At 47.7% G+C, this 18,966-nt stretch carries 18 protein-coding genes and 1 riboswitch; of the genes, 12 read left to right on the top strand and 6 right to left on the bottom strand.

The window, feature by feature from the left end; all coding sequences use genetic code 11:
• The first annotated feature begins 11 nt into the window (after positions 1-11).
• Positions 12-1,019 carry a porphobilinogen synthase gene (hemB, locus tag ACP7FG_RS12030; protein WP_439226512.1) on the top strand — a complete coding sequence of 336 codons (1,008 nt, stop codon included), beginning with the start codon at positions 12-14 and terminating at the stop codon, positions 1,017-1,019.
• Here the strand turns inward: hemB and ACP7FG_RS12035 are convergent.
• Positions 1,016-1,981 carry a Ppx/GppA phosphatase family protein gene (locus tag ACP7FG_RS12035; protein ID WP_439226513.1) on the bottom strand — a complete coding sequence of 322 codons (966 nt, stop codon included), beginning with the start codon at positions 1,979-1,981 and terminating at the stop codon, positions 1,016-1,018. The genes hemB and ACP7FG_RS12035 overlap by 4 nt on opposite strands.
• Positions 1,944-3,224, bottom strand: coding sequence for an ATP-dependent RNA helicase RhlB (gene rhlB, locus ACP7FG_RS12040; protein WP_439226514.1), 1,281 nt, complete (start codon positions 3,222-3,224; stop codon positions 1,944-1,946). Before rhlB ends, ACP7FG_RS12035 begins: the two co-directional genes overlap by 38 nt.
• Before the next feature lie 91 nt (positions 3,225-3,315).
• Between rhlB and trxA the strand changes: the two genes are divergently transcribed.
• From trxA to ACP7FG_RS12085, 9 genes are all read left to right on the top strand, one after another.
• Positions 3,316-3,642 carry a thioredoxin TrxA gene (gene trxA, locus ACP7FG_RS12045; RefSeq protein ID WP_054490132.1) on the top strand — a complete coding sequence of 109 codons (327 nt, stop codon included), beginning with the start codon at positions 3,316-3,318 and terminating at the stop codon, positions 3,640-3,642.
• A gap of 249 nt (positions 3,643-3,891) precedes the next feature.
• Positions 3,892-5,160 carry a transcription termination factor Rho gene (rho, locus tag ACP7FG_RS12050; protein ID WP_011235587.1) on the top strand — a complete coding sequence of 423 codons (1,269 nt, stop codon included), beginning with the start codon at positions 3,892-3,894 and terminating at the stop codon, positions 5,158-5,160.
• A gap of 7 nt (positions 5,161-5,167) precedes the next feature.
• The gene (ubiD, locus tag ACP7FG_RS12055) at positions 5,168-6,640 is read left to right on the top strand and encodes a 4-hydroxy-3-polyprenylbenzoate decarboxylase (RefSeq protein ID WP_439226516.1); all 1,473 of its coding nucleotides are present in this window, start codon (positions 5,168-5,170) and stop codon (positions 6,638-6,640) included.
• Positions 6,641-7,342 carry an NAD(P)H-flavin reductase gene (fre, locus tag ACP7FG_RS12060; RefSeq protein WP_439226517.1) on the top strand — a complete coding sequence of 234 codons (702 nt, stop codon included), beginning with the start codon at positions 6,641-6,643 and terminating at the stop codon, positions 7,340-7,342.
• Between the two features lie 50 nt (positions 7,343-7,392).
• Positions 7,393-7,491, top strand: a riboswitch (TPP riboswitch).
• A gap of 52 nt (positions 7,492-7,543) precedes the next feature.
• A complete protein-coding gene (locus ACP7FG_RS12065) occupies positions 7,544-9,673 on the top strand; it encodes a TonB-dependent receptor (RefSeq protein WP_439226518.1) in 2,130 nt (709 codons plus the stop codon).
• A gap of 11 nt (positions 9,674-9,684) precedes the next feature.
• Positions 9,685-9,942 carry a YkoF family thiamine/hydroxymethylpyrimidine-binding protein gene (locus ACP7FG_RS12070; RefSeq protein WP_054490141.1) on the top strand — a complete coding sequence of 86 codons (258 nt, stop codon included), beginning with the start codon at positions 9,685-9,687 and terminating at the stop codon, positions 9,940-9,942.
• Complete coding sequence (gene pnuC / locus ACP7FG_RS12075; protein WP_054490142.1) at positions 9,935-10,561, top strand: nicotinamide riboside transporter PnuC; 627 nt, start codon at positions 9,935-9,937, stop codon at positions 10,559-10,561. Before ACP7FG_RS12070 ends, pnuC begins: the two co-directional genes overlap by 8 nt.
• On the top strand, positions 10,558-11,301 hold the full coding sequence (locus ACP7FG_RS12080; protein ID WP_439226519.1) for a phosphotransferase: 744 nt from the start codon (positions 10,558-10,560) through the stop codon (positions 11,299-11,301). The genes pnuC and ACP7FG_RS12080 overlap by 4 nt, the downstream gene beginning before the upstream one ends.
• Before the next feature lie 15 nt (positions 11,302-11,316).
• Positions 11,317-12,630, top strand: a complete 1,314-nt coding sequence (locus tag ACP7FG_RS12085) for an MFS transporter (protein ID WP_439226520.1) — start codon at positions 11,317-11,319, stop codon at positions 12,628-12,630.
• 22 nt (positions 12,631-12,652) lie between these two features.
• Here the strand turns inward: ACP7FG_RS12085 and ACP7FG_RS12090 are convergent, their stop codons facing one another.
• Positions 12,653-12,850: a DUF3185 family protein gene (locus tag ACP7FG_RS12090; protein ID WP_054490148.1), complete on the bottom strand. Its 198-nt coding sequence runs from the start codon at positions 12,848-12,850 to the stop codon at positions 12,653-12,655.
• A gap of 179 nt (positions 12,851-13,029) precedes the next feature.
• Between ACP7FG_RS12090 and ACP7FG_RS12095 the strand changes: the two genes are divergently transcribed.
• Positions 13,030-15,486, top strand: a complete 2,457-nt coding sequence (locus ACP7FG_RS12095; protein WP_439226521.1) for a TonB-dependent receptor plug domain-containing protein — start codon at positions 13,030-13,032, stop codon at positions 15,484-15,486.
• Between the two features lie 75 nt (positions 15,487-15,561).
• Here ACP7FG_RS12095 and ACP7FG_RS12100 read toward each other — a convergent pair whose 3' ends face one another.
• Both ACP7FG_RS12100 and trhO read right to left on the bottom strand, forming a co-directional pair.
• Positions 15,562-16,038, bottom strand: coding sequence for a Dps family protein (locus ACP7FG_RS12100; protein ID WP_054490152.1), 477 nt, complete (start codon positions 16,036-16,038; stop codon positions 15,562-15,564).
• 145 nt (positions 16,039-16,183) lie between these two features.
• Positions 16,184-17,107 carry an oxygen-dependent tRNA uridine(34) hydroxylase TrhO gene (gene trhO, locus ACP7FG_RS12105; RefSeq protein WP_199493809.1) on the bottom strand — a complete coding sequence of 308 codons (924 nt, stop codon included), beginning with the start codon at positions 17,105-17,107 and terminating at the stop codon, positions 16,184-16,186.
• 134 nt (positions 17,108-17,241) lie between these two features.
• On the opposite strand from trhO, the gene ACP7FG_RS12110 reads away from it, so the two are divergent.
• Positions 17,242-18,000, top strand: coding sequence for a sulfite exporter TauE/SafE family protein (locus ACP7FG_RS12110; RefSeq protein WP_439226523.1), 759 nt, complete (start codon positions 17,242-17,244; stop codon positions 17,998-18,000).
• Here the strand turns inward: ACP7FG_RS12110 and ACP7FG_RS12115 are convergent.
• Positions 17,917-18,963 carry a CNNM domain-containing protein gene (locus ACP7FG_RS12115; RefSeq protein ID WP_439226524.1) on the bottom strand — a complete coding sequence of 349 codons (1,047 nt, stop codon included), beginning with the start codon at positions 18,961-18,963 and terminating at the stop codon, positions 17,917-17,919. The genes ACP7FG_RS12110 and ACP7FG_RS12115 overlap by 84 nt on opposite strands.
• Positions 18,964-18,966: the final 3 nt, after the last annotated feature.

An 18,966-nucleotide genomic window follows, 5' to 3' on the forward strand; every position in this document is an offset into this window, starting at 1 on the left:
AGGAGTCAAAGATGATAAACCAGGGTGCTTTTCCGGGCAGACGACTGCGACGCTTACGCCGCCATGACTTTAGCCGGCGTCTTGTGGCGGAAAATCAGTTAAGTGTTGATGATCTCATTTATCCGATGTTTGTACTGGAAGGTGACAATCAGCGCGAACAAGTCAGCTCCATGCCTGGTGTTGAACGCGTCAGTATCGACTTGCTGCTTCAGGAATGTGCAGAGCTGGTCGGCCTGGGTGTTCCTATGGTCGCATTATTCCCCGTTACGCAGACATTGGCAAAGTCGGAAATGGCAGAGGCTGCTTATGACGATAACGGATTAGCCCAGCGCGCGGTTAAAGCGATAAAAGCGCAGTTTCCTGAATTGGGTGTTATGACCGACGTTGCTCTGGATCCGTTCACGACTCATGGTCAGGACGGCATTATCGATGACAGCGGCTATGTACAGAACGATATTACCACCGATATTTTAGTCAAGCAGGCCTTGTCTCATGCGCGCGCCGGTGCTGACGTTGTGGCGCCGTCTGATATGATGGACGGCCGCATTGGTGCTATTCGAAACGCGCTGGAGTCTGAAGGCTTAATTAATACACAAATTATGGCGTACTCGGCTAAATATGCCAGTGCGTTCTACGGTCCGTTCCGCGATGCTGTCGGCTCTGCAGGTAACCTGAAGGGTGGCAATAAAAAGACCTATCAGATGGACCCTGCAAACTCAGATGAAGCCCTACAGGAAATAGCATTGGATATTCAGGAAGGCGCTGACATGGTTATGGTAAAACCGGGTATGCCTTATTTGGATATCGTGCGCCGGGTTAAAGACAACTTCGGGGTACCAACTTTCGCTTACCAGGTGAGCGGCGAATACGCCATGCTACAGGCTGCCATTACTAACGGTTGGTTAGGTCAGGATGTTATCGAAGAGAGTCTGTTAAGCTTTAAGCGTGCAGGCGCCGACGGCATTCTCACTTATTTTGCAAAAACGGTTGCACAACACTTAGCTGAGAAGAAACGTTAAGCTGTGATTTCATTGGCAAGCTGTGCGAGTAGCCCCTCGCGCAGTGCGCCTGTAGTAACCTCAAATTTATCGACATTGAGTGTTTTTAGCACGGCAAACAGTATGGTGATTCCACCAACTAGAACAGCCCGACGGTCATCCCTTAAGCCGGCAAAATTAAGGCGTTCCACTTGTCCCTGTTCAATACAGCGCTGAATCAGTTGACCTAACCAATCCCGGCTTAGTACCTGCAGGCCTTCTGCTGTCGCAATTTCACTGATTGCACGAAAAGTACCTGACGCTCCCAATACTCTTAACCAGCCATGCTTTTGGTAAGCATCAACATAAGGAACAAGTAACTGCTCGGCGGTTTTTGATGCTTGCTCAATGCTTTCGCTGTCAATGCGCCCCTGTTTAAAGAAGCGGTTTTGAAAAACCACACAGCCCATATCGAGACTGTTGAGAATATTGGCCCGGGAGCCGTTGCCTGCAATAATTTCCGTGCTGGCGCCGCCAATATCAATGACAAGGACCTTGTCTTTGCATTGAGAAGCACTGCAAACGCCGGCATAGATCAATTCGGCTTCGCGTTCACCGGTAATGATTTCAATGGGAGAGCCCAGCACAGCTTCAAATTTAGCAAGAAGCTGTGCTTGATTACTGGCTTTACGCAAAGCAGCAGTCGCCACTGCTTTAACGGCATGTGGCTGAAAACGTTCAAGCTCTTTCGCAAACAAATTCAGGCAATGTGCACCGCGTGAAATAGCCGGGTCGTCTATGCTGTCATTCTCATCGAGTCCGTCAGCTAAACGAACCTTTTGCTTATGGCGGGCCAAAATACGGGGTTTAGGGAAGAACCCGGTCATGGAAACTTCTGCCATCAACAAATGAAAACTGTTGGATCCCATGTCGATGGCAGCGAGTTTACGCTTTTTTGCAGGCATATTACGACGCGTTGCGCGGTGGTCCTGAGCGACGACCACGAGGCTTACCCTTGCCTCCGCCGCCGGAGTTGTGGCGACGGCGACGCTGTACAGGACGAGGGCGTCTTAAGTCTGACAGTAAAGCGTCAGGGTCGTATTTGGTTACCGGAATGGTGTGACCAATATAGTCTTCAATAGCCGGTAAGTTGTAGACGTACTCTTCGCACGCCAGGCTGATAGCTGCACCACTGGCTCCGGCACGTCCGGTACGGCCTATACGGTGTACATAGTCTTCGCAGTCGTCAGGCAGGTCGAAGTTATACACATGCGTCACTTCGGGAATATGCAGACCACGTGCCGCAACATCGGTTGCGACTAAAAAGTCGAGTTTACCTTCGGCAAAGTCTTCCAGAATGCGTAAGCGTTTTTTCTGCGGGACATCGCCGGTGAGCAGACCTGCGCGGTGTTCATTCGCAACCAGCCAGCCGTGTACTTTCTCACAACCATGCTTGGTATTTGCGAAAACAATAGCTTTATCTGGCCAGTCTTCTTCAATAAGCGTGAGTAATAACGGGAATTTTTCCGGCTTCGAAGGATAGAACAACTCTTCGGTTACCCGTGTCGCGGTTTTCTGTGACGGTTCGACCTCAAGCTTAGTTGGTGCGTTCATGTGCTCGTAGGCAAGCTCCTGCACGCGATAAGACAATGTCGCCGAAAACAGAAGATTTAAGCGCTTGGTCGGTTCCGGCATTTTCTGCAACAAATAACGAATGTCATCGATAAAGCCAAGGTCAAACATGCGATCAGCTTCATCCAGAACCACAACCTCAATGTCGTTGAGACTGAACAGACCTTGCTTATAAAAATCGATAAGCCGCCCTGTGGTACCAACCAGTATGTCGGGTTGTGAAGCTAGCTGCTCTTTTTGGCCTTCGTAACCTTCGCCGCCATAGATAACGCCCATTTTTAATTCACAGTGCTCAATAAGAGCATCGGCGTCGTGCGCTATCTGAATAGCCAGTTCGCGAGTAGGAGCCATAATGAGTGCACGTGGCCCCGATTCTGTTTTTTCGGACGATTCGTTCTGCATTAAGCGGTTGAAAGTAGCCAGCAGAAATGCCAAGGTCTTTCCTGTACCTGTCTGGGCTTGGCCGGCAACATCACGCTCAGAGAGAGCAACAGGCAGACTTAACGCCTGAATTGGAGTACAATACTCGAATCCGGCACTGGATATTGCTTGCTGGATTTTGGGGTGAAGCGCCAAATCAGCAAAGCGAGTTTCTGTAAGATGTGTTTTAGTCATAAGTTATAAGCATATCAGTTTGCGCTTGTATTCAAAAACAGAAATAATACTATTCTAATATTTCCACGCGAAGAAAGTAGCGGAGAGTACCATGAGTGACGCAATAGTTCAGCTAAGTGATGACAGTTTTGATGCTGATGTCATTAATTCCGATAAACCCGTATTAGTCGACTTTTGGGCTGAGTGGTGTGGACCATGTAAAATGGTAGCGCCTATTCTTGATGACATTGCCAGCGAATACGCTGACAAATTGGTTATCGGCAAGCTGAATGTCGACCATAATGAACAAACACCACCTAAGTACAACATTCGTGGCATTCCAACGTTATTGTTGTTTAAAGGCGGTGAAGTTGTTGGAACCAAAGTGGGCGCATTATCACGTGCTCAGTTAACCGAGTTCCTTGAGCAGCATATTTAATGATTGTCAAAAAGCGGCGCGTTATGCGCCGTTTTTGTTGAGAAAACTGGACGGATTGCTTTTTTGGTGATAACTTCTGCTCATTAACTGTTCATACGGGTTCACCAACTCCACCGGTTAGCCTGTTTTAAAATGAAACTTCTGTTTCTGGTTTCGCACTTCGCGAATTCCGAAAGTTCCAATTGTTTTACTTTCTAGAGTCAAATTAAAAAAGGCTTTGTGTTCAATCGATAACTCGAAAACCCTCCTATGAATCTAACAGAACTTAAAGACAAACCCGTAAACGAGCTGGTTCAGCTCGCGGACTCAATGGGCCTTGAGAATATGGCCCGCTTGCGCAAGCAAGACATCATTTTCGCTATTTTAAAAGCTCATGCTAAAAGTGGTGAAGACATTCACGGTGGCGGTGTGCTGGAAATTCTGCAGGATGGCTTCGGCTTCTTGCGTTCAGCCGACTCGTCTTACCTGGCTGGTCCGGACGATATTTACGTCTCACCAAGCCAGATTCGTCGCTTTAACCTGCGCACGGGTGACACTATCGGCGGGAAAATTCGCCCACCGAAAGACAGTGAACGTTATTTTGCCCTGCTGAAAATTCGCGAAGTTAACTTCGACAAGCCTGAAAACTCCCGCAATAAAATCTTATTTGAAAACTTAACACCGCTGCACGCGGAAGAGCGTTTTCATCTAGAGCGTGGTAACGGCAGTAAAGAAGATATCACTGCACGGGTACTGGACTTATCTGCTCCTATCGGTAAAGGTCAGCGCGGACTTATTGTCGCGCCGCCAAAAGCGGGTAAAACCTTACTATTGCAGAATATTGCGACTTCTATCGCGGCAAACCACCCGGATGCTGAACTGATCGTTCTATTGATTGATGAGCGTCCGGAAGAAGTTACCGAAATGCACCGCCTGGTGCATGGTGAAGTGGTTGCTTCAACCTTTGATGAGCCTGCCAGCCGTCACGTTCAGGTAGCTGAAATGGTTATCGAAAAAGCGAAACGCCTGGTTGAGCACAAAAAAGACGTGGTGATTCTGCTGGATTCAATTACTCGTTTAGCCCGTGCTTATAACACCGTTATTCCAAGTTCCGGTAAAGTGTTAACCGGTGGTGTGGACGCTAACGCATTGCATAAGCCGAAGCGTTTCTTCGGCGCTGCTCGTAATGTTGAAGAAGGTGGTAGCTTAACCATTATCGCAACTGCTCTAATTGATACCGGTTCGAAGATGGACGAAGTCATCTACGAAGAGTTTAAAGGTACCGGTAACATGGAGCTGCACTTGAATCGTAAGTTGGCTGAACGTCGTGTGTTCCCGGCAATTGACTTCAATCGTTCAGGTACACGTCGTGAAGAGTTGTTAACGACTCCGGACGAGCTGCAGAAAATGTGGATCCTGCGCAAAATCATGCATCCAATGGGTGAAGTTGAGGCCATGGAGTTCTTGATTGACCGTCTGCAGATGACCAAAACCAATGACGAATTCTTCGAGTCGATGAAACGTCAACGCAACAGCTAAGCGGCGTATGAAATATCAAGATTTGCGCGATTTCATCGCGCTCCTGGAGGAGCGCGGTGAACTTAAACGCATCCAACAAGAAATCGACCCCTACCTAGAAATTACCGAAATATCAGACCGCACCTTAAAAGCCGAAGGCCCTGCCTTATTGTTTGAAAACGTGAAAGGCCACGATATGCCGGTATTAGCTAACCTGTTTGGTACGCCAGAGCGGGTGGCTTTAGGTATGGGGCAGGAATCGGTGACCGCTTTACGGGATGTCGGTAAGTTGCTGGCGTTTTTAAAAGAGCCGGAGCCACCTAAAGGCTTTCGTGACGCACTGAATTTACTGCCCAAGTATAAAAAAGTGCTGAGTATGTCGCCAAAAAGCATTAAAAAGGCGCCGTGTCAGCAAGTGGTCATGAGTGGCGATGACGTTGACTTAACCAAGTTGCCGATTCAGCATTGTTGGCCGGGCGATGTTGCCCCTTTAGTGACCTGGGGTCTTACGGTAACTCGAGGTCCGCATAAAGAACGTCAGAACTTAGGCATTTATCGCCAGCAACTTTTAGGGCCGAATAAGCTCATTATGCGTTGGTTGTCGCACCGCGGTGGCGCGTTGGATTTCCAGGAGTGGTGTCAGCAGCATCCGGGTGAAAAATTCCCTGTGTCGGTAGCCTTAGGTGCTGATCCTGCGACCATTTTAGGTGCAGTAACACCGGTGCCGGACAGCTTGTCTGAATATGCTTTTGCCGGGCTGCTGCGCGACAGCAAAACCGAAGTGACGCAATGCATCAGCAATGAACTACAAGTACCGGCGCATGCAGAAATCATTCTTGAAGGTTACATCGAGCCGGGCGAAATGGCGCCGGAAGGGCCTTATGGCGACCATACCGGGTATTACAACGAAGTGGATGAGTTCCCGGTATTCACCGTGACTCACGTAACTCATCGTAAAGACCCAATTTACCACAGCACTTATACCGGACGTCCACCGGACGAACCTGCGGTGCTGGGCGTTGCTTTAAATGAAGTTTTTATTCCGTTGCTGCAAAAACAGTTTCCGGAAATTGTCGATTTTTATTTACCACCGGAAGGCTGTTCGTACCGTTTAGCCGTAGTCACTATGAAAAAGCAGTACCCGGGCCACGCCAAGCGCGTGATGATGGGGGTCTGGTCGTTCCTTCGTCAGTTTATGTACACCAAGTTTGTGATTGTGTGCGACGACGATGTGAATGCGCGAGACTGGAAGGATGTGATTTGGGCCATGACGACCCGAATGGATCCGGCACGCGACACTACCTTGGTTGAGAACACGCCAATTGATTACCTTGACTTTGCCTCTCCGGTGTCTGGTCTTGGATCAAAAATGGGAATGGATGCAACCAATAAGTGGCCAGGCGAAACTGACCGCGAATGGGGCGAGCCTATTGTCATGAGTGAAGATGTTAAACAGCGTGTCGACGAGCTGTGGGACGAACTGAACATTATGGAGTCGTGAATGAGTCAACAAATGACCTGTAAAGCCGAAATTTCGCGCCAGTTAGCGGACGCTGTTTGGGAAGTGCGTTTGCAACTGCCGCAACCGGTTGAATTTAAAGCAGGCCAATATCTGATGGTAGTCATGGGTGAAAGAGACAAACGGCCGTTTAGCATTGCTTCATGTCCTTCAGATAAAAGTGAGTGGTTACTTCATGTTGGCGCTACGCCGGATAACAGCTACGCAATGGAAGTTTTGGATAAAGTGCGCGCCGACGGGGAACTAGAGATTGATGCGCCGGATGGTAGCGCCTTTTATCGTCAGGAAAGTACCCAGCCTGCGGTTTTAATTGCCGGTGGTACAGGGTTTTCTTATGCTTACTCCATTTTGCAGCAGCATTTACGCTTGTCACCAGAGCGATCACTAAGCCTTTATTGGGGAGCAAAAAGCCTAAGCGACCTGTATTTGCATGACGAATTGGAACGCTTAGCAAGCCAGTACGAACATTTCGATTATCATCCGGTGGTCGAAGACGCGGATAACGACTGGTCTTATTCAATTGGCTTAGTACATCATGCGGTTATGGCGAGACAGAAAAACTTGCCGGACTGTGAGGTCTATATGGCTGGACGTTTTGAGATGGTGCGCGTTATCCGCGACGACTTTGTGGCTAAAGGCGTGCCGTTAGAGAATCTTTACGGCGATGCCCTGTCCTTCATTTAATTGTACTGAAAGTAAATTTGTTTAACGAATAAGCTGCGTTATACTGACGCCGCTTTACCAAGGGGTGCCGGCAACGGCTGAGATGCATTAGCGAACCCTTAAAACCTGATCCGGTTAATACTGGCGTAGGGATGGTAGAAAACCCGTCTAATACAGCCTTACCGGATCGTTTCTGACTCTGTTGTTTTGAGGAAATGATCCATGAAAATAATCCATTCATACCTGGCAGCCAGCATAACTATTGCGTTATTCACGTCACCTGTGTTTGCTGATGTTGCAGAAGACACTCAAGATACGCAAGACATAGAAATTATTGAAGTGAGTGGTGACTTTCACCGCCGTACCTTAAATGAAACCACCAGCAGTGTTTCTATTATCGATAAAGACGCCATGCAGCAGCGTCATTCTCAGCATTTGCAGGACACCCTGAATAGCTTTGCCAACGTAAACTTCTCAGGTGGTACCTCCACGGCTCGTTTCATTCAAATTCGTGGTATTGGCGAGCGTTCTCAGTTTGTTGATCCGGTGACACCGTCTGTCGGCTTATTGATTGATGGCATTGATTACAGCGGACTAGGCAGTGCCGCGTCGCTTTTCGATATTAATCAGGTCGAAGTTTTCCGTGGTCCGCAAAGTGGTCGCTTTGGGGTGAATGCGATGGCAGGCTTACTGTTGCTTGATAGCACGGCACCGAGCAGCGATTTTAACGGTGAGTTTCAGTTATCGGCGGGAAATTATTCTGAAGCCATGGGTGGTTTAGCCATGGGCGGTAGCCTGGGAGTATTGGGTAACGTGCGTTTCTCAGTCAGTCAGTTTCGACAAGACGGCTATATGGAAAATACATACCTGGATAGGGATGACACTGAACAGCGCGATGAGTTAAGTGCCCGCTTACTGCTCGATACTGAGCTTAGCAAAGACTGGTTACTGCAGACGGTTCTGCATTATAACGATGTCGATAATGGTTACGACGCTTTCAGTCTGGATAACACGCGCGAGACTCTGTCTGATGAGCCGGGTTTTGACCGTTTAGAAAGTCAGGCGCTGCGTTTGCAGTTGAGTTACCTGGGCTTTGATAACAGCAGACTGGAAATGTCCGTTAACCAGCTAGATGCAGACACGGGTTATGCCTACGATGAAGACTGGACTTACGAAGGTATCGCTCCGGGCTGGGAATATTCTTCTTTTGACGCGTACTTCCGTGAACGTGACGACAAAACTGCCGAAGTTCGCTGGCTTTCAGATGATCCTGAAGCTCTTTTTGGCATTGACAGTGAATGGGTCCTGGGCCTGTATTACTACGATAAGTCGGTACAGTTAACCCGCGATTACTTTAATTGGGATTTAGGCGTGCCGGCCATTTTTGAAAGCGATTATGACAGCAAGCACGGTGCGTTGTACGGCGAGTTGACTCAACACTGGACTGACCGTGTTAGCACCATTACCGGTTTGCGGGTTGAGCGTTATAACAATGACTATCTGGACAGTCGGGGCGTCACGGCAGAACCAGAAGACACTATGGTTGGCGGGAATTTCAGTCTGCGCTACCAAGCTTCCGATGAGAGTTACCTGTACGCAACAGTAGCTCGAGGTTATAAAGCCGGAGGTGTTAACGGGGAAGCCCTGGGTAAAGCTGAAGATCAGGGACTGGAAGAATTAGAAAACTATCTATTAGAACGAGCAACTTTCGCGCCTGAAATTCTCTGGAGTACTGAGTTAGGTGTTAAAGGTAGTAGCCCCGATGGCCGTTTAACTTCACGGGTTAGCGCGTTTTACCACTGGCGCGACGATGTTCAGCTAAAAGGTTGGGTGAATCGCGATCAGTCTTTTGTCGGTTATATCGAAAATGCAGCGGAAGGCACGGGTTATGGCCTGGAAGCAGAAATTCGAAATCAGTTTACTGACTGGCTGGCTGTTTTCGCTTCCGCCAGTTGGTTAAAAACCGAAATTGACGGTTTTGTCACGGAAGACGGTATGGACATGACGGGCCGTGAACAGGCGCAAGCACCTAACTACCAGTTTAATATTGGCCTTGAGGGCTGGGTCGGCGAGAACTTCCAGTGGGTGATTCAGGCCGACGGCAAAGATGAATTCTATTTCTCCGATTCGCATAACCAAAAAGCCGATAGCATGGCAGTATTGCACCTTGCGTTGAACTATCATTACCAAGACTGGCGTATCAGTTTCTGGGGTCGTAATTTAGCAGATGAAGACTATCAAATTCGTGGCTTCTATTTTGGTAATGACCCACGTAAAGAGTACATCCCCGAAACTTACGTGCAGTATGGTGAGCCTCGTCGCTTTGGGGTTACTGTCAGTAAGTCGTTTTAAAGGAGGGTAACATGCAAGTTTCAGTGGAAATGTCGTTGTATCCTTTAGCTGACAACTATCTGGATACCATAAAAGACTTTATTGAGCGCTTAAACCAGCATTCAGAGTTAACGGTTCTGACCAATACGATGAGCACCCAAGTCTTTGGTGAGATGCAGGACGTTATGCGTATTTTAGGTGAAGAAATGGAACTGCTTTTTCAAAATGTGCCTTCGAATGTTCTGGTTTGTAAGTTTATTAATAAGGATTTAAGGCCGGAGAATGCTTGAGTCTTCGCTCGAGTTCTGGCTTGAACAGCTAATGGTCAGCTCCCCCTGGGAACTGACCGCTTTAGTTCTGGCGCTTGGCTATCTCGTACTGGCCGCGCATCAACGACAATGGTGTTGGGCTGCTGCCGCGGTCAGCTGTACTATTTACGCCGTATTGTTTTGGCAGGGCCGGTTGTATATGGAGTCTTTGCTGCAGACTATATACATTGCTTTGGCCGGATATGGCTGGTGGCAATGGCAACGTCAGCAAAGCGCCGCAAAAGAGAGTCCTGACGGTGCAAAGTATCCGCTGCGATGGCACCTTATACAATGGGCGTGGTTAGTTCCCCTGGCCGCTTTAATTGCTTATTTGTTGTCGGTCTACACAGACGCGGACGCAGTGTGGCTAGACACTTATACAACGGTCTTCAGTTTGTTAGCTACTTGGTTGGTAACCAAGAAGGCGTATGAAACCTGGTGGTACTGGCTGGTCATAGACAGTGTTTACGTTTATTTGTACGCCAGCAAAGGCTTTGTTGCTACTGCTTTGCTTTTTGTTGTTTACCTTATTCTGGTTGTTTACGCCATGTGGCGCTGGCGCCATGACACTCAGTTAAAGTCCGTGGGCGAAATTGGGTGATAGATAAGCCAGAAGAAATACAGCTTTTAGCGTCCGGGCAGTCCAATCAGGCCTTACGCTTAATAACGGACACTGACGACTACGTATTGAAACGTTGGCGGAATGAAGAAGTATTTGCGGTTGACAGAGAGCGGGAAGTATCGCTTCAGCAGCAGCTGGCCAAGCTTTCTTTAGCGCCGGAAGTATTGGATTACCACACTGGGCAAGGTTGGCTATTGCAACCTTATTACAAAGCCCCTTCGCTAGAGCAGGTCACTTTATCTCCGTTAATTAAAGCCACAGTGCTGGCTGAGACACTGGCCAAAATTCACTCCGTGCGCGTTGATGTTCCAACCTGGTCAATGGCGGATCGGATTGAGCATTACTTGCAGCAACTGCAAGCTTTTGACGCACCCTCTGTAACCGTTATGCGGCAGCAGCTAAAACCTATTGCCTCAGTTATTGACGACTGGCTCAGTTTTCCTGTGTTGTGTCACAATGACTTATCGATGAACCATATTTTGATGACCGACCCAATGAGAATCATTGACTGGGAATATGCGGGCATAGGAAATCCGCTGTTTGATATTGCCAGTACCATAAAAATTAACCGGCTAAATAGTGAAATGGTCGAGCGTTTAATTTCTGATTATGAAAAACGAACTCACTACCAGGTTGATCGACAACGTTTGTCACAATGGTGTGAGTTTGTGGAATGGCTGAACAAAGTGTGGCAGCATTTGTTCCGACATACCTCTTAATGTGAACACACTGCCATGACGGATAGAAAACTGACGGAACGCGTGTACGGTTATTTAGCTGAAGACGAAGATGCCCGTGTATGTAAAGACATTCCTGAATCAGCCTGTAATGAGCAGCCTCGCTCGTTTGTTTTAATGTTGCTATCGTTAATGTTAACAAAGTTGGGCGATAGCTTGGTCAGCGCCCGTTTGGTACTGCCGTGGATGCTGAGTTCGCTCGGAGCCCCTGCTATATTCATTAGTGCGCTGGTACCACTACGTGAATCATTAGCTCTATTACCTCAGCTTTTTGTTGCTCAAAAGCTTCGTGAACAACCGGTACGCAAATGGTTCTGGGTTGCCGGTAGTATCGGTCAGGCACTGTCCCTGTTGGCCATGTTGTTTGCAGTAGCGACCTTAGATGGCGATATGCTGGGCTGGTCGGTTGTTATATTGCTGGCGCTGTTCAGTTTGTCACGAGGAATTTGTTCGGTAGCCAACAAAGATGTGACTGGAAAAACGGTGTCTAAAACCCGCAGAGGGCGCATGTCGGGTGTCGCGGCTTCGGCTGCCGGACTGCTGACCTTACTCACTGCACTCGTCATCATTTTTGCTCCGGAGATGGATGGTCAGCGACCTTTGTTTGTTGTTCTTCTAGGAGCGGGAGTTGTGTTATGGGTGGTTGCTGCACTGCTTTATGCAGGGATCCCTGAAGTTGCGGGGGCAACAGAAGGCGGCGGCAATGCGTTGACCGAAGCAGTAAAATCAATGTCGCTGCTTTGGGAGAATCGTCAGTTTGGTCATTTTGTGGTATCACGTGCGTTATTGGTAGCGGCTGCTTTCGCCATTCCTTACATTGTGGTTTTAATACAGCGAGAAGGCGAAGCCGAGTTAACAAGCTTAGGCAGCTTAATGCTGGCCAGTGGGCTTGCCGGTTTACTGGCAGGGCGTTTTTGGGGGCGTTGGTCTGACTCCGCCAGTCATCATGTTATGGCTGCCGCTTCCGTTATGTCGACCCTGGTTATGGGCATAGCTTTAGCCCTTTATTATTGGGCCCCTGATGCGCTAGGTATGCAATGGGTGGCAGCTGCTTTGTTGTTCAGTTCAGCGGTGGCTCACCACGGCGCCAGAGTTGGGCGAAAAACTTACTTAGTGGATATGGCAACTCAGGATAATAGAGCGCAATTGACCGCCGTATCTAACACAGTAATGGGTGTTGTGCTTTTAGCGGGTTTATTGTTGGGCTGGGTTGATGCTGCTTACGGCGTAGCTGCGGTACTGTGGGTGCTGGCTGCTATAGGTGTTATTGCAACCTTTACAGCATTGCGATTGCCAGACGTATCAGGTTGATACGCCCGGCTAACCGAATCCGTTATTTTCCGCGAATTACCGCGTAGAGGCCAACAATCACAGCGGCAACTCCACCAATTAAATACCAAATGGTGTTGTCAGTTGGCTCATTTGTCGCCATTTCAGACATTTCAGAAGCCAGAGACTGAGAAGCTTCATAAGAAAAATACAGTAAAATAGCACCAACAACTAATAGAACAATACCTACGATACGAGTCATAAAGTCTTCCTTTTGTTGTGTTAACAACTTATCAATATAAAGCAGTGAGCAAGATCTTCAAGTTTCCTTACGAAATTTTGATCTATGTCATCTGATATATTCCCAAACCAGAAAAATGTCGGTAATTGTTAAAGGGCTAATCGCGTTTAAAACGAAAATAACAAAAGTAAGGCGGAACTATGAGCAGAGCATCTTTCAAGCTGGGTTATTTAGCCCTTTCACTGTCTGCCGCGTTAGCAATTCCGAATACCGGTTTTGCACAGCAGGCAGACGTTAATGCAGAATCAGACGAATCGATGGAGCGCATTGTTACCCTGGGTTCTCGAGTGAACGGTCGTACAGCAACTGAGTCGGCATCGCCTATCGATATTATTTCCGCTGAGCAACTGGTGAATACCGGTGCAACGGAATTAGGTAAAGCTCTGCAAATGAGTGCACCGTCTTTTAACTTCTCCAGTACCACTATCTCTGATGGCTCCGATATTATTCGTCCGGCTACTTTGCGGGGACTTAACCCTGACCAGGTATTGGTGCTGGTTAATGGTAAGCGTCGCCACCAACAAGCTCTTGTGAACGTACAGGAAACGATTGGTAAAGGCTCTGCTGGTTACGATATTAACGCTATTCCTATTACAGCGGTTGAGCGTGTTGAAATTCTTCGTGATGGAGCCGCCGCTCAGTACGGTTCTGATGCGATAGCTGGTGTTATTAACATTACGCTGAAAAGTTCTGACGGCGGAAGTATTTCAGCGGAAGTTGGACAAACTTATGAAGGCGATGGCGAAGTTAATACCGTTGGTATCAACTTTGGTAAAGAGTTTGATAAAGGCTTCTTCAACGGAACGTTAGAATACCGTGACCGTGGTATGACAAATCGTGCGGCACCAGCTGAGGCCTCATTGATTGGTGACTGGTCGTCACCCAGTGGCGACCCTGTGGTTCGCCTGCATATTGGTGACGCAGACTCTGAAAACTTATACGCCTGGTTTAACTCCGGCTTTAACTTGAACTCCAGCACAGAACTCTATGCCTTCGGTGGTGTTTCAACTCGCGATGGTGGGTCTTCGGGCTTTTTCCGTGGCAGAGGACACCCCAGAACAATCGAAGCCATTTATCCGGACGGCTTCTTACCAAAACTAGAAACCGAGGCGGATGACCAGTCTCTGGCGGTTGGTATTCGAGGTGATCTGCCGAATGCCTGGTTATGGGATGCGAGCGTTGTCTACGGTAAAAATGAATTCGGCTTTAATTCATCGAACTCAGCGAATGTCAGTTGGTACTATGAACCTCACCCAGATGGTGGCATTTACGGTGAAACCCCTACGTCAGCCTTCGACGGTGAGTTAGTGTTTGAGCAAACTACGTTCAATTTAGACTTTAACGGAACCGTTGATATAGACAATGAACTGCTTTATTTAGCTTTCGGGCTGGAAATGCGCCAGGATGGTTATGAGATAAATCCGGGTGATCCTGTTTCCTGGGCTTATGGCCGGACCAATGATCCCAGTGTGGAAATCGTAACCCCATCGGGAGCTGGTGCAGAGGCTGGTATACAAGGCTTCCCGGGCTTTAGCCCAAGCCAGGCTGTGGATGCAACTCGTGACAGCTATGGTGCTTATGTCGATGCAGAATATTATGTGACTCCTGACTTTTTGTTAGCTGGTGCGTTGCGTTACGAAGACTACGACATAGCGGGTGACAACATCTCCGGTAAGCTTTCTGCTCGTTATGACATCGATAGCGACTTCTCTGTTCGAGGAACGGTAGCGACAGGCTTCCGTGCGCCGGGTGTGCAGCAAATTTATTACAGTCAGGTATCGACAAATATTGTTAATGGGACCTTGGTGGAAACAGGAACCATAGCTAATGATGATGAAGTGGCGCGTCAGTTTGGTATTAACGCACTCGAGGAAGAAACTTCTGAGAGTATTAGTTTAGGTTTAATTAAGCGCTTCGATAGTGGCTTTGATCTAACAATGGATTTCTACCAAATTAATATCGATGATCGGATTGTTTTGTCGGAATCTTTAACAGCCAGTGTCGGTGCGGAGTTTGGCCAGGTCCTGGAGGATAATAACCTTGGTGCGGCTCAGTTTTTTACCAACTCTGTTGATACAAAAACAACAGGTTTAGATGTCATTGCCTCATATCCAACTGAGCTTCTGGACGGTAATCTGAACTTAACCGCCGCTATGACCTTTATGAATACTGACGTTGAACAGGTTAATTCGGTGTCTTCATTAATTCCGGGCGAGCAAATTTTTAACGATACCCAAATTTTGCGTCTTGAAGAAGGACAACCGAGTGAAAAAGCAACATTAAGTGGTGACTGGACTCGAGATGCCTGGAACGTCAACTTAGCTCTAAATTATTTTGGACCCGTTGAAGGCCAGGCTTTTACGGGTGTTCGTCATGAGTGGGACGGCAAGTGGTTAACGGACCTTTCTGTTGGTTACGACTTTACCAGTAACCTGAACGTACGAGTTGGTGCCAATAACTTATTTGATACTTACCCGGATGAGTGGGGCAGTGCAGGCTCGCCATTCTCTGATGCCGGCTTTAAATACGGTTGGGAAACCTTCCCGTTTGGTATCAATGGTGGTTATTACTATGCACGTCTGAACTACACGTTCTAGGTGTTGTATGGCCTACCAATAGAAACGAAAACGCCCCTTTCAAAGGGGCGTTTTTTATTTGGCTAAGCTGACAGTTTAGTTACCTAAATAAGAGGTCAGCATCCACGCTGTTTTTTCTTGCTCTTTAATGTAGTCACTCATTAGTGCATTAGTACCTTCATCACCAGCTTCGTCAGAAATTTCAAGAATTTCACGTTGCAGGCGAATTGTAGTCTGATAGCTGTCCAGAATATTAGCTACACAGGCACGGCCTTCGTGAACGTCTTTTACTTCTTCTATTTCACTGTTTTTGATATAGGTCGAGTAAGCATGCTGAGGGCGTTGACCCAGAGTCAGAATACGTTCTGCAATTTCATCAATTTTCAGCAGTAGATCGTCGTAGGTTTCTTCAAACTTAGCGTGCAATTCGAAGAAACGTTCGCCTTTAATGTTCCAATGGAAGCCGCGAACATTCATGTAAAAAACTTGGTAGTTTGAGAGCAACTCATTCAACTTGTCGCCAAGCTTCTCTGCTTTTTTCTGGTCTAAACCAATAACGCTTAACTGTTTCATAAACCCTCCTTTGTCATCGTTATGCTTTAACAATAGTTGAATCATAGAGTTAAAGAAAGCGATGAAAACCGATATAGCTGACAGTTAAAATCGATAACTGTCAGCTATAGCTTACATAAAGGTTACGGAGTTGCAGTGAGGCAGATCAACTGAGGCTTTCGACTTTACCGTCGCGAATGTGTTTCTCGCCGCGGGCTTTCGCCAGTTGAATTTGACGTTCACGCTCCGCAAAGCGTTCTTTCTGTTCGGCTGTGGTTTTATCAAAGCAATGCGGACAGCTGACACCCTTCTGGTAATGCTCTGACTGCATTTCTTCTTTGGTTATTGGCATACGGCAGGCGTAACATTGGTCGTATTCACCGGGTTCCAGGCCATGCTTAACAGTAACCCGTTGGTCGAAGACAAAACATTCGCCATTCCAGCTGCTTTTCTCTTCGGGCATCATTTCCAAATACTTAAGAATGCCGCCCTTTAAGTGGTAGACCTCGTCAAAGCCTTGTTCTTTAAGATAAGCGGTCGACTTTTCACAGCGGATGCCGCCAGTACAAAACATGGCGACCTTTTTGTGTTTTTCCGGATTCAGGTGCTCTTTAACGTACTCAGGAAACTCACGGAAGGTATCGGTTTTGGGGTTAACAGCACCTTCGAACGTACCTACCGCGTATTCGTACTCATTGCGGGTATCAATAACCAGAACTTCCGGGTCGGCAATTAAGTCATTCCATTTGTCGGGGTCAACGTAAGTGCCAACCGAGCTTTTGGGATCAACCCAGTCAACGCCTAAAGTCACAATTTCTTTTTTAAGCTTAACCTTGGTGCGGTAAAAAGCCTGGCCGTCGCTGGGGGACTCTTTGTGTTCAATATCCGCAAAACGTTCGTCCGATCGCAAGTAATCCAGCACGTTATCAATACCCTCGCGAGTACCACAGATAGTGCCATTAATACCCTCGCGGGCTAACAAAAGAGTGCCTTTTACATCGTTTGCAATAAGCGTTTGATACAGCGGTTCACGCAGCTCTTTATAGTCATTGAGCTCAACAAACTTGTACAATGCCGCACAAATATACATATCATGTTACCTTTTTCAGCGGTCCGGAACGTAAATCCGGAGCCATTAATTAAATTGCGGATCAATAAATCGCGCGGATTATACCGTTTTGATCCTGATCAGCGCAAATCAGGTTCCCAGGGAGCAGTAAAGCCATGGTAAGCGACGCTTTGTTTTTTGGTTTAGTTCTTTTGTCGGCCGCAACCTCGTTACTGACAGCTGTAGCTGGTGCAGGTGGTGGTGCGGTATTGATAGGTATGATGGCATTAGTCTTGCCGGGGAACGCGGTGATACCGGTACACGGACTGGTGCAAATGGGATCTAATGTGGGCCGTACCGGGTTGTCGTGGAAGCACATTCACTGGCCTACCGTTGCCTGGTTTGTCCCTTTTGGTCTGCTGGGAACCTTTATTGGTAGTCTACTACTGGTTCAGCTTCCCACGCATTTTTTGCAAATCACCATCGCGTTATTTTTAATCTGGCTGACCTGGGGGCCTAAGTTGCCGCAAAGCTTCCGTGGCCGGGCAGGCTTAGTTGTCGGAGGTTTGGTAACCGGTTTTATTTCGCTATTTGTCGGGGCGTCGGGGCCGCTGGTAGCGGCCTTTGTAAAAGCTCGTTTTAGTGAAAGGTTGCAAACCGTCGCGACATTTTCTGCGGTGATGACCATGCAGCATGCCCCTAAAGCGTTAGTTTTTGGCATGGCAGGCTTTGTTTTTCAGGATTGGCTGCCGTTGGTGTTGGCAATGATTGCCGCCGGCTTTGTTGGTACCTGGGTTGGTCTGCATTGGTTGAAAAAAATCACCAACCAACGCTTTGACCAATTGTTTCGGTTAATCATTACTTTGCTGGCTCTTCGCCTGCTTTGGGTCGCGCTTGAGCCTTTTGTCCCAGCGTTGGCGAGCATAGCGGCGTAAGCTGGCAATGTTATCGGTTTCATCCATTATGGGCGTGCCCAGTATGGTTTCGATAATATCTTCCAGAGTAATGAGCCCGAGCCAACTGCCGTGTTCGTCGTAAACCAAAGCAAGATGCTGGCGCTCTTTGATGAGATGACTCATTAGCGCTTCCACGCTCACAGTTTCTGTTACTATTTCCACGGGTCGGACAATGTCACTTAATGCGTCTGACTCGTCAGCATCTAAAACATCACTTCGGAAAATGATGCCCTGAGGTTCCTCTTCACTGTCAATGACCGGGTAGCGTGAAAAAGGTAACTTACGGATCTTCTCGCTCACTTCCAGCATACTTAAACTCGGGTTAATCGACTCGCAGACTGTGCGAGGCGTCATAACTTGGCGCACGCGAATTTCATGTAAATCAAGAATGTTTAAGATTACCCGGCGCTCGTCATCGTCTAAAGCTTCTTCTTCGTGACCAATAGTTGCCATGGCCTTAATTTCCGAGCGAACATCAATGTCCGCTTCACCGCTGCCAATACGTTTTGTAATTTGATCAGAAAGCCAGATAAAAGGCTTAAGTGATAAAATCATAAAGTTAAGTATGGGAGGAAGCGAAGGTGCAATGGGTCGCCAGAACTTGGCCCCGATAGTCTTAGGAATGATTTCAGATAACACCAAAATAAGCAGCGTCATAACGGCTGAAGCGACACCCAGGTAGCCATCACCAAAAACCACTCCGACTTGAGCGCCAACACCGGCTGCACCGGCTGTATGTGCTATCGTATTGAGTGTTAGTATAGCCGCGAGGGGTTTATCAATAGAGTCTTTTAGCTTGCGTAATTGTTGATGGGTTTTAGGCCTGGTCTCTTTTAATTGTGCAACATAACTGGGCGTAACCGATAAAAGAGCCGCTTCTAAAACCGAACAAACGAACGAAACACCCACCGCAATGATGGCAAAAACAATAAGTAAAAACATTAG

Origin of the sequence: Idiomarina sp. ST10R2A5 (assembly GCF_051842325.1) — a bacterium.
GTDB lineage: Bacteria > Pseudomonadota > Gammaproteobacteria > Enterobacterales > Alteromonadaceae > Idiomarina > Idiomarina abyssalis.